The organism is Fusicatenibacter saccharivorans, from assembly GCF_015557635.1.
GTDB lineage: Bacteria > Bacillota > Clostridia > Lachnospirales > Lachnospiraceae > Fusicatenibacter > Fusicatenibacter saccharivorans.
The window spans coordinates 1-13,188 of the sequence record NZ_JADNOP010000020.1; the positions used below are offsets into that span (position 1 = coordinate 1).

Genomic DNA, 13,188 nt, shown 5'->3' on the forward strand with positions numbered 1-13,188 from the left:
GGGTAGCCAAGTCGGGAAGGGATAAACGCTGAAGGCATCTAAGCGTGAAGCCCCCCTCAAGATGAGATATCCCATTCGAAAGAAGTAAGACCCCTTGAAGACGACGAGGTAGATAGGGCAGAGGTGGAAGTGCCGTAAGGCATGGAGCTGACTGTTACTAATCGGTCGAGGGCTTGACCTGAAATGCAAAACAAAAGTTTTGCAGAAAATGGTTGTGTTCGGAAAGAAAGTATGGTATGATGTATAGATGTTAAGTGTATGCGGTTTTGAAGGTATATCTAGCGTAGGGGATTGGTCAAATGGTATGATAGGGGTCTCCAAAACCTTTGGTGGGAGTTCGATTCTCTCATCCCCTGTATTAGGAAAGAGTGAAGATACAAAATCTTCACTCTTTTTTCGTATTGTTTAAAAGAAAAGTCTAACAGAACAGGATTTACAGAATTTTAAGATATTTTTGTAAAGCAGGACTGTTTTTTATGGTGTAAATAAGGTACAATAGAGCCACAGAACATATTCAAAAATAATGAAAAATGAAACATGAGAAGGGAGTGGGTGTAACGTGAGCAGAGAAAAGAATGGAAGCCGCGGCACGGTAAAAGCTGTCATTTATCTTCTGATCGTAGTAATCCTTGCTGGAATGGTTGTTTATCTGACGCAGTCGTTGCGGCGGGACCGGGAGCCGGAGATTACGGGGACGTTTATTGACAGCAAGCTGGAGGCGGCGGGGGAGCTGACGTCGGCGAAGATGATTTATAACGGGCTGATTCATTACTCGGACGGGTCGATTCCGTTTCTGACGCAGAAGGCGTTTAATATGACATACCGTGCAGAGGTACGTGCGGGCGTGGATCTCTCGAAGGCGAATACGGAGGTGACGGATTCAGAAGTAACAGTTACACTTCCGGCAGTGGAGATTTTTGATATTTCCATCGACAATGATTCCATCCAGTATTACGATGAGAAGGCAGCGCTTCTGAACTGGGAGCGGAAGGAAGATGCGATGGATGCAATCGCGAGTGCGAAGGAGGATGTAGAGCAGCAGACGAAAGAAATGGATGACCTGGAAACGATGGCACAGGAACAGGCGAAAACACTGATTACCGGAATGCTGTCCGAGACGGTCGGGGACAAGACATTGGTTGTAAAATTTGAAGAATAGTACATAGACGGGATGTCGGCACTTCTTTTTGGGGGATAAAAAAAGGAGGGCCGGTATTTCTTCTGGCAGAAACACCGGCATTATGAAAAAGAAAAATCTATATAAATTGGAAAGAATATTAGGTTGGGACAACGGTTGAAAGATAGAGGAAGATGATTTGTTGTCCCTTTGTTTTGATACGTTTAGTATAGTTGTCATATGTGAGGAAAGTGTGAATGGAGTTTGAAGAAACTTTGAAAAGATTTGTGAATGGCGCGGGTGAACATCGGAACATCCCAACGCCCGGATATCGCCGAATTTGCATAGAATTAACTTGAAAGTGAACACTGCTTCATGGTACAATCGTTTGGCATGTGTGAAATATGAGTTACATTTGAGAGGACAAAAACTATGGACTATAAACTGCTGCTGGACACCGCGGTCATGGCGGGAGAAATCCTGCTGGAAAGCGGGGCGGAGACGTGGCGGGTGGAGGATACCATGCTGCGGATGCTGCGCATGTCCGGCCTGAAAACTGCGGATGTACTGGCGCTGACGACCGGCTTTGTGGTAACGCTCGACGACCCGGCGATGGATTCCATGACTGTTATGCGCAGCGTAGAGAGCCGTGCAACGGATCTGAACCGGATCCATGCGGTCAATCAGCTTTCCCGCGATTTCTGCGAAGGAAATATCGACCTGGATGCGCTGTTCCACCGGGTGCGGGATATCTATCGTGCCAAGTCGGAAATTAAAAAAAATCTGCTCGCGATGATGGCGACGACCGCAGGCTTTGCAATCATGTTCGGAGCCGGGTTCTACGAAGTGCTGGCATCTGCACTTGCAGGTTTTATATCAGGAATCGGTGTTTACGGAGGAAAAAAAGCCGGGATGCAGTCGTTTCTTGTGAACTGTATCGGGTCATTTTTGCTGGCGGTCACATCTATTCTCTGTGTTCATTACCTGCCGGGGACCATGGATCTGAACGTCATTATCATTGCATCGATCATGCCCCTCGTACCGGGTGTGGCGATCACGAATGCGGTGTATGATACCCTGCACGGCGACTACATTTCCGGTGCGGCACGGATGCTTGAGGCGTTTGTAACCGCTGCGGCCATCGCAATCGGCGTGGGACTTGGCATGCTGCTGCTCCGTCCACTGGTGCGGTAGAGAAAACCGATACAGAAAAAAGATGAGGTTAAAGCAAAAATATGAGAATAGCAGGTGAAATCATCCTGAAATCCCTTGGAGCCTGGGTTGCAATCTGGGGATTTTCAAGACTGTTGAACGCACCAAAAAAGCTGGAATGCTACACGGCCGGTGTCGGTATGATCGGCTGGGCGGTCTATCTGATCGTGGAAGTATTCAACGACGGCATTCTGATGAAGAACTTTCTTGCCGCCGTTGCCGTCGCCCTGGTTTCCCAGGCAATGGCGCGTCATTTCAAAGCGCCGGTGATCCTTTTCGTGATCCCGGGCATTCTTCCGATGGTGCCGGGAGCCGGTATGTACCGCATCGTCTACTCGATCGTTATGGGGCCGGAAAACATGGTTGGAACGTATCTTTTAGAGACAGCGACCGCGGCAGGCGCAATTGCCCTTGGAATTTTCCTCGGAGAAGCGCTGCAGAAGGTATTTTTTTACGAATTCCATAGGTGATTTACGAAAAAAGTGAGAAATTTGCCAAAACCAAATTTTTTGCTTTTTTTTGTCGAATTTTATGATATACTTAACAGTGTATGTGCCCTTGGACAAAAGAAGAAATCTATAGGGGCATTTTTAACATCAGTAGACAAGAAGTCCCCCGCTTCTAAAGCGGTGGGATGAATTGTTAAAAGAAACATAACGGTAGTGGCGGGCGGAGAGAAATCGGTATCCTCCACTGACATGAGGTAAGTCACAGTCGAACTATTTTCGACATGTCAGACTCCGTGAAAATACCGACTGTGAGTTGAAACAAGGAAAAAAGAAGAGAAGTAAGTAAAGTGCAGACACAGAACTATGAGGAGCAAAAAATATGAAGTTTGAAGATGATGATTTAAAGGACGGTAAACTTTGGGCTGCCCTGCAAAAAGAGATTGACCGTGACCTGGCGGAAAAGGAGAGCGGTGAAACATTCCAGGAAGAACTGGCAGACATCGAAGACTCCATTGAATTTGAAAGCAAAGAAACAAAAAGCGAAGATCACATCCCGGATGAGACTGCAAATTTAAGTAATCTGCGAAGTGTCCTTGAGGCAACTGAGCGTGCAAAAGACGAAGAAGCGAAGCAGAAAATGAAGCAGACCAAAGTGGAGCCTGTGACGCAGGACATCGAGATTCCGGAATTTACAGAAGAGGAAGAAGAAATCGAAGAGACGCCGGCGGAGACAAAAACAGAATCGGAACCGGAAGAAGTGATGGTGGATGATGATCTGATCATCAACGATCCATTCGCAGATGAGGATGATCTGCTGGGAGAAGAGAAGACAGAGACCAAGGGTTCGGAGAAAGAAGTGCTTGGTGATCAGGTGGAAGCCGCAATGGAGCGCCTCGTCAGCGACACGGTAGGCCATATCCCAATGCCGGAAATAGACGATGAGGATGATGACTACGACGATTATGAGGATGACGACGAAGAGTACATTCCGCATGGCGCAAAACCGCAGAAGAAAAAGGGAAAAGGCGGTGCGGTTATCGCCGTTGCAGCCGTTGCTGTTATTGCTGTGGGAGGCTTTTTCTATGGAAGCAAAATGTTCCATTACCAGAATTATTTTTTCAACGGAACAACCATCAACGGAGTAGACTGCTCGGATATGACGGCCAAAGAGGCAGAAACGAAAATCAAAGAGCAGGCTGCAAACTATACCTTAAATGTAAAATTCAAAGACAATGATACGAAGAGTGTCAGCGGAAAAGACATCGACTACACCTACGCCGGAGACGGCAGCGTGGAGAGCGTGTTAAAGAAACAGAACAGTTTCCTCTGGTTCCTGGGAAATGGCGGAAAAGAGAAAGATTCCCAGGTCACCATGCAGTACAGTCAGGAAAAACTGGATGCGGTGATTGATGGATTTGACGAATTCCAGTCCGCAGACGGTGAGAATGCACCGGCCAGCGCCTACATCACCTTCCAGAACAATGAGTTTGAGATTGTGGATGCTGTTATGGGTGAGGGAATGGATCTTACCCTTGCAAAACAGTGCATCGAAAACGCGCTGATCAATGCGGATACCGAAGTGGATCTTGAAAAAGCAGGCGTTTACGACGGAACCTTGGTAACAGCAGATGACGAAACACTGAATGCACAGAAGGATCAGTTAAATGAACTGGTACGCGCAAGTATCACATACAGTATGCCGGATGGAACAACACAGGTTCTTGACGGAAATACCATGAAAGACTGGCTGGCGGTCGATGCGGATGGAAATTATTCCAAAGATGAAAACCAGTGGAATGAAAAAGTAAAAGAATATGTGGCAAATCTTGCGGCAGCGATTGATACCGATGGCAAGGATCACACCTTCCCGGCAACCGGTATCGAAGGCGGCGTGACCATCAGCCAGGAAGGCTACGGATGGAAAGTGGATCAGGAGCAGGAGATAGCAAAGATCGCAGAAGAAGTAGATGCTCACGCAGCAGACGCAAGAGAGCCGCAGTATGCGCAGAGAGAGTTTGCTGCTTCCACAGAGAACAACGGATTCGGCAAGACGTATGTTGAGGTTGATGCCAGCCGTCAGCATATCTGGCTCTACAAAGATGGAAATCTGGTTGTCGACGGTGACTGTGTAACCGGTCTGATGGAGCAGAGCAGCTACACGAAGCCGGGTATCTACACAACCGCAGCAAAAGAAAGCCAGAAAAAACTGCACGGAGAGCTTCAGGCAGACGGCAGCTATTCCTGGGAAAGAGATGTGGATTCCTGGATTCCGTTCAACGGAGAGATTGGTTTCTACGATGCTTCCTGGAGAAGTAGTTTCGGCGGAAACCTGTATCTGACTGCAGGATCGACGACAGGATCTGTTGCACTTCCGACTGCAGTGGCACAGGCATTATATGACAATGTCGATGACGGAACACCGGTTATCATTTATTATTCCGAAGCTTATGAGGTAAGTGAAGACACGCTTACTGTGACACAGGCACCGGAAGCAGATGACGAAAATGTCGATGATACGACGAATACCACGACAGTAACGCCGACGAGAACGCCATCCTACACGTACGATGATTACACGCCGTCAACTCCGTCAACCCCATCAACTCCATCAACCCCATCAACTCCATCGACCCCGTCTACGCCGGAACCGACCACAGCACCGACCGAGATCCCGTCTACGCCGGAGCCGACCGTAGCACCGACGGAGACCCCGTCCACACCGGAACCGACCCAGGAGCCGAGCGCACCGGATCAGGGAGACCATACGGGTGACGATGATTACCCAGGTAAGGGCGAGAGCTGAGAAAAGAAGAAATAGAACATAAAAAATACGCATTCCGTTATCAAAACAGGAATGCGTATTTTTTATGAGAAAGAAACTGTTAAAAATTAATTTTCCGGTACGAACAGTGTGACAAGATCCATCGGGGAAGTGATGGTGTAGTCCGGGTTTTCGGTCTGACCAAAACCGTATGCGGCATGGACAAACGGGATTCCGGCCTCGCGTGTCGCCTTGTAGTCGCCGTCGGTATCGCCGACATAGACCGCGTGCTGCAGATGGTTCTGTTCGATGATTGTACGGATGTTGTCTGCCTTTGCCTTTCCGGTATCGCCAGGACAGAGATGGCCTTTGAAATAGTGACCGAGGCCTGTGGCTTCCAGAAAAACTTCGATATAGCCCGCCTGGCAGTTGCTTACGATATAAAGCGGGTAATGTCTGGAAAGAATAGAAAGTGCATCGACAAGTCCCGGATAAACAGGAGCCGGTGTCGCAAGAAGTGCCTCATGCTCTTTGGCACAGCATGCCTCGATCAGTTCTAACTGGCGCTCCTTTGGATATTCGTGGAAAATGACGGCGGCGATATCCGGGAGCAGGCGGCCGAACAGGCCTTTTAACACGGTTCCGGTGAGGTTTGGTGTCATATCAGTTTCTTTTTCCATAATCTGATTCCATGCGTCGGCAACAACGTCTGTGGAGTCCCACAGGGTGCCGTCCACATCAAAAATAATACTGTCGATCAAGAGTTTTTCCTCCATATCTTAAGGGTTTTGGTTATTCTTTTAAAGTATTTATTAATTTTAATCAAAAACACGTGAGAGCGCAATGTTTATTTTGCATTTTGGAGGAAAATGTGGCAAAATAAGAATGATATATTAACAGGAGATTACTATGCAGGACACAATCACAAAGCCATTATTGAAATGGTATGGCGAAAATAAAAGAGTGCTGCCGTGGAGAGAAAAAAAGAACCCGTATGAAATCTGGGTTTCCGAGATTATGCTCCAGCAGACGAGGGTGGAGGCGGTCAAGCCGTTTTATGAGCGGTTTATGCGTGAACTGCCCAATGTCGCAGCACTTGCGGTCTGTCCCGAGGAAAAGCTTTTGAAGCTCTGGGAAGGCCTTGGTTACTATAACCGTGTGCGGAATATGCAGAAGGCCGCACAGAAAATTATGGAAGTGTATGACGGTGTATTTCCGGCAGATTACGAAGCCTTAAAAGGACTTCCGGGAATTGGAAATTACACAGCGGGAGCCGTTGCATCGATCGCGTTTTGCATTCCGGTGCCGGCGGTGGACGGAAATGTGCTTCGTGTGATGGCACGCCTCCGGGAGGACGGTGAGGACATTTTAAAGCAGTCCGTGAAAAACCGCGTGGAAGCGGAATTGACCGAAATCATGCCGGCAGAAGATCCGGGAGCCTTCAACCAGGCGATGATGGATCTCGGCGCAATGGTCTGTCTGCCGAACGGCGCACCAAAATGTGAAGTCTGTCCGCTTTTTGACCAGTGTCTGGCGGGACAGCATCAGACCTGGACGGAATATCCGTTTAAAAAGAGCGCAAAGCCGCGCAGAATCGAAGACAGAACCGTTCTGTTATTTCTGGACGGTACGCACACAGCAGTGCGGAAACGGCCGAAAAAAGGACTTCTGGCGGGACTTTACGAGTTCCCGAACTTCGATGGCGTGCTCTCCGAACAGGAAGCACTTGAAGAGGCAGAAAAATTCGGCGTGACGCCGCTTCATATTCAGGCATTGCCGCCGTACAAGCACATTTTTTCCCATGTCGAGTGGCATATCACAGGATACGCTATTAAAATTGCAGGAAACGATGTGGAGCAGGAAGGGGAAGAAAAAGCCGGATTGATTTTTGCGGATGCGAAAACCGCGGCTGAAAGATATGCCATTCCGTCTGCGTTTGCGGAATACGCAAAATATACAGATCTGGAACGTGCCTGAAACGGCAGAAGAGCAAAAAAGAGCAGGGAGAAAAAAGATGAAGATTTTATCAATTGCAGTACCATGCTATAATTCAGAAGCATATATGGAGAAATGTATCGATTCGCTGCTGGTCGGCGGAGAAGAAGTAGAAATTCTGATCGTGGACGATGGTTCCAAGGACGGAACCACAGAGATTGCAGACCGCTATCAGGAAAAATATCCGACGATTGTAAAAGCGATTCATCAGGAAAACAAGGGCCACGGCGGAGCAGTCAACACGGGTGTGGAAAATGCGACGGGTCTGTACTTTAAGGTTGTGGACAGTGATGACTGGGTAAACCCAGAGGCATACCAGAAGATTTTAAATGTTCTGGCAGAAGTCGTACGCGGACCGAAAACACTCGACCTTCTGATCAGTAACTATGTGTATGAAAAAGAGGGCGCCAAGAGAAAACGTGTGATGCGCTATGCGAAATCGCTGCCGGAAGGCCGCTTTTTCGGATGGGATGAGGCGAAAGCTCTCGGCAAAACACATTATCTGCTGATGCATTCGCTGATTTACCGGACTTCTCTTTTAAGAGAGTGCGGCATGAAGCTGCCGGAGCACACCTTCTATGTGGATAATCTGGTTGCGTTTATTCCGCTTCCGTACGTCAAAACGATGTATTATCTCGATGTCAATTTCTACCGCTACTTTATCGGGAGAGCCGACCAGTCGGTTAACGAGAAAGTCATGATCGGCAGAATTGACCAGCAGATCCGTGTCAACAAGCTGATGATCGATTACCTTGGTGAACAGAAAGGGCTGTCGAAGCACCTGCGGAAATATATGATCAGCTATCTGACCATTATTATGACGGTTTCTTCCGTGATGATGATGCGCTCTGGAACGGAAGAAAATCTCGAGAAAAAGAACGATCTTTGGAGATACCTGAAACAGGAGGATGCAGCCGATTACTTCCGCATCCGCCACGGCATTTTCGGAACTGTTATGAGCAGCAAATCAAAACCGGGACAGAAAATTGCAGTCTATGCCTACAAGGTAGCGCAGAAACTGTATGGATTTAACTAGAAAGTAACGAAGCGGAGGAACGAACAATGCGAGTAGGAATGGGTTACGATGTGCATAAACTGGTGGAAAACCGGAAACTGATTCTGGGCGGTGTGGAAATCCCGTATGAATATGGCCTTCTGGGACATTCCGATGCGGATGTGCTGGTTCATGCCATTATGGATGCGCTTCTCGGCGCTGCAGCACTGCGGGACATCGGACGCCATTTTCCGGACAATGATCCGGCGTATGAGGGCGCAGACAGCATCGAACTGCTGAAAAAAGTGGGTGAGATGCTCGAGGAGCGGATGTATCTGATTGAAAATATCGATGCAACCGTTATTGCACAGAAGCCGAAGCTCCTGCCATACATCGACACGATGGTGAAAAATGTGGCGGAGGCGCTTCATCTCGAAGAGGATCAGGTCAATATCAAGGCAACGACCGAGGAAGGACTTGGCTTTACCGGAAAGAAAGAGGGAATTTCCGCACAGGCGATCTGCTGCATTTCCAAGGCACTCGACCTGATGCCGGACGACCGGATCGCAGGCGGATGCAGCGGCTGCCCGGGATGCGCAAAGAACGCAGAAGAATAAAAGAGAAATGCGATTGCACAAGGCCGGAAGATGTGGTAGACTGGAAGAAGAATAAGGGAGTAGTCGGCGGCATACGTGACGCTATAAGGCCAACAACCGAAGAAAAAGCATTTCTTCTGGCTTTGTATGAAATGACAAGACTTATCTGTATCAACAAATATGGTGCGGATAGGTCTTTTTCTATATAGAAAGAGACCGGTGTACCAGTGGGAACTTATCACAGGAACGCAAAAAGCGTTTTCAGAAGAAAGGACGGATGGAAATGAAAGAGTATCTGGAAAAAAGTTCGAAGATTCTTGATGAGTTACAGACAACGGAGCAGGGACTTTCCGAGGCGGAAGCTGCGCGGCGGCTTTCCGAACACGGACCTAACCGGCTGGCGGCGGGAAAAAAGAAGAGTAATCTTCAGCGGTTTTTCGAAGAACTGAAAGACCCGATGATCCTGATCCTGCTCGCCGCAGCGCTGATTTCCGGCATCACATCGGCGTATGAAGGCGAATCGTACGCTGATGTGGTCATTATTCTCACCGTTGTCATCATTAATGCGGTGCTCGGTGTTCTGCAGGAGAGCAAGGCAGAGAAAGCGATTGAAGCTCTGCAGGAGATCGCGGCAGCCACGTCGAAGGTGATGCGCGGCGGGAAAATGGAAGTGAAAAAGAGCGAGGAGCTCGTACCCGGTGATATTGTAATTCTCGAAGCGGGCGATGCTGTTCCGGCGGATGGCCGTATTTTAGAGAGCGCCAGCATGAAAATCGAGGAAGCAGCGCTGACCGGAGAATCTGTCCCGGTCAATAAAACAGCGGATGTTCTGAACGCCGGCGCAGCCAGCGAGGTTCCGCTCGGGGACCGGAAAAACATGGTCTATATGGGAAGCACCGTTGTCTATGGCCGCGGCCGCGCTGTTATCACCGGAACGGGTATGAAAACCGAGATGGGAAAGATCGCCCATGTTCTGACGCAGTCGGCGGATGAGAGCACACCGCTGCAGAAGCGGCTGAACCAGCTCAGCAAAATCTTAAGCGTGATGGTGCTCGCCATCTGTGCCGTGATTTTCATTGTCGGTATTTTAAAAGAGGGCGTGACGCCGCAGAACATCTTAAATACCTTTATGGTAGCTGTCAGCCTTGCCGTAGCGGCAATTCCGGAAGGACTTGCAGCAGTTGTCACAATCGTGCTTTCCATCGGTGTGACCAAAATGTCAAAGCGGAATGCGGTGATCCGGAAACTGACGGCTGTCGAGACGCTCGGCTGTACGCAGGTGATCTGCTCGGATAAGACAGGAACGCTGACCCAGAATAAGATGACCGTGGTAAAACATGAGGGAAGCGATATAAAACGTCTCGTATCCGTCATGGCACTCTGCTCCGATGCGGAGCCGGACGAAAACGGCGAGGCAGTCGGAGAACCGACGGAATGTGCGTTGGTCAACGATGCGCAGAAAGAGGGATGCCCGAAGAAGAGTCTGTCCGTCCAGTATCCGCGTGTCGGGGAAGCGCCGTTTGATTCGATGCGGAAACGCATGACAACGATCCACCGCGCAAACGACGGAACGTATTTTTCCTGCACAAAAGGCGCACCGGATGAGATTCTGAAGCGGTGCACCTCCGTTTGGCGTGACGGCAGAAAACAGCCGATGACAGAAGCATTCCGGCAGGAAATCCTGTCGCAGAACAAGGCGATGGCAGACCAGGCACTCCGCGTGCTGGCGGCAGCAGGAAGAGCGTGGAACCAGATGCCGTCCTCCCAGGAGCCGGACTTTCTGGAGCAGGATCTCTGCTTTTTAGGACTTTGCGGTATGATTGATCCGGTGCGGCCGGAAGTAGTCGATGCGATCCGGGAATGCCGCGGGGCAGGCATCCGTCCGGTGATGATTACGGGTGACCACAAAGACACAGCGGTTGCTATTGCAAAAGAGCTGGGTATTCTGGAGGCGGGCTGGAAAGCGGTAACGGGAGCCGAGATTGACCAGTTAAGCGATGAGGAGCTTGACCGGAGAATCGAGGAATATGCTGTTTACGCACGCGTCCAGCCGGAGCATAAAGTGCGGATCGTCGATGCGTGGAAGCGGAAAGGCAGAATCACCGCGATGACAGGAGACGGAGTCAACGATGCGCCGTCGATCAAGCGTGCGGATATCGGCATCGGAATGGGCATCACGGGAACGGATGTGACGAAAAACGTGGCAGATATGGTGCTCGCGGACGACAACTTTGCGACGATCATCGCGGCGGTTGAGGAAGGAAGACGAATCTACGATAATATCCGTAAGGCAATTCAGTTCCTTCTGGCATCGAACCTTGCCGAGGTGCTGTCGATTTTCTGCGCGACGCTGATGGGCTTTACGATTTTAAATCCGGTGCATCTGCTCTGGATCAACCTGATTACGGACTGCTTCCCGGCGCTGGCGCTCGGTATGGAGGACGGTGAGGCAGACATCATGAAACGCCCGCCGAGAAATGCGGATGACGGTATTTTTGCGGACGGCCTCGGCTTTGATGTTGCGTTTCAGGGCATCGTGATTACGGTGCTGACGCTGGCGTCCTACTTCATCGGCCATTATCTGGAAGCCGGCCGCTGGGAAATCGTCAACAGCCCGGACGGCATGTCGATGGCGTTTCTGACACTCTCCATGGTGGAAATTTTCCATTCCTTCAATATGAGATCACGGAAAGGTTCTATTTTCCATATGAAGCATCAGAACAAGTATCTGTGGGGCGCGATGGCACTCTCATTTGTCCTCACATCCGCCGTCATTTACATCCCGGTACTGTCGAGTGCGTTCGGTTTTGAGCGGATCAGCGCGTTGGAATATGATGTGGCGATCGGCCTTGGACTGCTTGTCATTCCGGCGGTCGAAATCAGCAAGTGGATCCGGCGGAAATTTGCTTGACAAACGAGAAAAATTTGCATAAACTAGAACAAACGGAAACAGAAAAAGGCTTGGAACGGAAAAAGTAGAAAATCAGAATTGTTTCACAGAGAATGGCAGACAAATGGGGCTGGAAGCTGCCTGAAACGAGGGTTTTTGAAGTGCGTCCGGAAGCTGGCCGGGTGAAGCGGAAAAAGTGGGTAGTCCGGCACGGGTCCTGCACGTTATGCAGAAGAAAAGAAGAGGGCAGGTGTGCCCTTAAAGTAAAGTGGAACCACGGAGCTATTTCGTCTTTATCGGAGATGAAACAGCTCCGTTTTTGAATATTACTGTTATGCAGAATGATGGTAAGAAATAAAAATCCGGAAAAGTCCCAGCAGGAGGCAAGGAGAGGAAAGATGAGTTTTTTCGCGTATTTTAAAGAGGAATTTCAGGTGATTCAGGAGCGGGATCCGGCGATACATTCTCCCATGGAAGTCTTGCTGTATCCTTCATTTCGTGTTATGCTGAAGTACAGACGGGCGCACAAGCTATATCTGAAAGGCCATTACTTTCTGGCCAGGTGGATTTCACAGCGGGCAGCGAGAAAAACCGGTATCGAAATCCATCCGGGTGCGACGATCGGAAAGGGATTGTTTATTGATCATGGTTCTGGTGTGATTATCGGAGAAACAGCCATTATCGGAGACAACGTGACGCTGTATCAGGGCGTGACGCTTGGCGGTAATGGTAAGGAGACCGGGAAACGTCATCCGACGCTGAAGGACAATGTTATGGTCAGCGCCGGTGCGAAGATCATCGGATCGTTTACGATCGGGGAAAACTCCAAAATCGGAGCCGGATCGGTTGTGATCGAGGAGGTTCCGCCGAACTGTACCGTCGTCGGCGTGCCGGGGCACATTGTGAAGCAGAATGATGTGCGGATTCCGAGAAAAAGCATGGATCACATTCATCTGCCGGACCCGATTTTCGAGGATATCAAAGTACTGCAGCAGGAGAATACGGAGCTTACGAACCGTGTGCTCGAGCTGGAGGGCGAGCTGCGTCAGATGAGGAAAAAAGAAAGGACAGAACAGAAGTGACGGAAGTGGGCAAAGAGACAGAAAACGAGGAGCTTTTTCCAGAGGCGGTTTTCGGGGAGAAGGATTATCTTTCGGAGGTATTCGGACTGGAA

At 49.5% G+C, this 13,188-nt stretch carries 10 protein-coding genes, 1 tRNA gene, 1 rRNA gene and 1 other annotated feature; of the genes, 11 read left to right on the top strand and 1 reads right to left on the bottom strand.

The annotated features are described in order from the left end of the window. The 6 genes from I2G42_RS14245 to I2G42_RS14270 form a co-directional block, all read left to right on the top strand. Positions 1 to 181 (top strand): 23S ribosomal RNA (locus I2G42_RS14245); the annotation flags it as partial. 104 nt (positions 182 to 285) lie between these two features. Then, positions 286 to 356: transfer RNA gene (locus tag I2G42_RS14250), tRNA-Trp, on the top strand. Positions 357 to 559: 203 nt separating this feature from the next. Then, entirely contained in the window at positions 560 to 1,159 is a 600-nt protein-coding gene (locus I2G42_RS14255; protein ID WP_055221314.1) for a DUF4230 domain-containing protein, read from the top strand. 390 nt (positions 1,160 to 1,549) lie between these two features. Continuing rightward, the gene (locus tag I2G42_RS14260) at positions 1,550 to 2,311 is read left to right on the top strand and encodes a threonine/serine exporter family protein (RefSeq protein WP_055221312.1); all 762 of its coding nucleotides are present in this window, start codon (positions 1,550 to 1,552) and stop codon (positions 2,309 to 2,311) included. A gap of 41 nt (positions 2,312 to 2,352) precedes the next feature. Beyond that, entirely contained in the window at positions 2,353 to 2,799 is a 447-nt protein-coding gene (locus tag I2G42_RS14265; RefSeq protein WP_022463061.1) for a threonine/serine exporter family protein, read from the top strand. 358 nt (positions 2,800 to 3,157) lie between these two features. After that, on the top strand, positions 3,158 to 5,581 hold the full coding sequence (locus I2G42_RS14270; protein WP_118595585.1) for a L,D-transpeptidase family protein: 2,424 nt from the start codon (positions 3,158 to 3,160) through the stop codon (positions 5,579 to 5,581). An 86-nt stretch (positions 5,582 to 5,667) separates the two neighbouring features. On the opposite strand, the gene I2G42_RS14275 is transcribed toward I2G42_RS14270, so the two are convergent. Further along, entirely contained in the window at positions 5,668 to 6,300 is a 633-nt protein-coding gene (locus I2G42_RS14275; RefSeq protein WP_226906388.1) for an HAD family hydrolase, read from the bottom strand. 148 nt (positions 6,301 to 6,448) lie between these two features. Here I2G42_RS14275 and mutY point away from each other — a divergent pair, with 148 nt between their 5' ends. The 5 genes from mutY to epsC all read left to right on the top strand — a co-directional run bounded on the left by mutY (position 6,449) and on the right by epsC (position 13,096). Beyond that, entirely contained in the window at positions 6,449 to 7,516 is a 1,068-nt protein-coding gene (mutY, locus tag I2G42_RS14280) for an A/G-specific adenine glycosylase (RefSeq protein WP_055267466.1), read from the top strand. Positions 7,517 to 7,553: 37 nt separating this feature from the next. Then, positions 7,554 to 8,570, top strand: coding sequence for a glycosyltransferase family 2 protein (locus tag I2G42_RS14285; RefSeq protein ID WP_055267469.1), 1,017 nt, complete (start codon positions 7,554 to 7,556; stop codon positions 8,568 to 8,570). A gap of 26 nt (positions 8,571 to 8,596) precedes the next feature. Then, positions 8,597 to 9,145: a 2-C-methyl-D-erythritol 2,4-cyclodiphosphate synthase gene (gene ispF, locus I2G42_RS14290; protein ID WP_022463066.1), complete on the top strand. Its 549-nt coding sequence runs from the start codon at positions 8,597 to 8,599 to the stop codon at positions 9,143 to 9,145. Positions 9,146 to 9,407: 262 nt separating this feature from the next. Next, entirely contained in the window at positions 9,408 to 12,035 is a 2,628-nt protein-coding gene (locus I2G42_RS14295; RefSeq protein WP_055267546.1) for a cation-translocating P-type ATPase, read from the top strand. Between the two features lie 42 nt (positions 12,036 to 12,077). Continuing rightward, positions 12,078 to 12,312: a binding site (T-box leader), on the top strand. 100 nt (positions 12,313 to 12,412) lie between these two features. Continuing rightward, complete coding sequence (gene epsC / locus I2G42_RS14300) at positions 12,413 to 13,096, top strand: serine O-acetyltransferase EpsC (protein WP_055227154.1); 684 nt, start codon at positions 12,413 to 12,415, stop codon at positions 13,094 to 13,096. Positions 13,097 to 13,188: the final 92 nt, after the last annotated feature.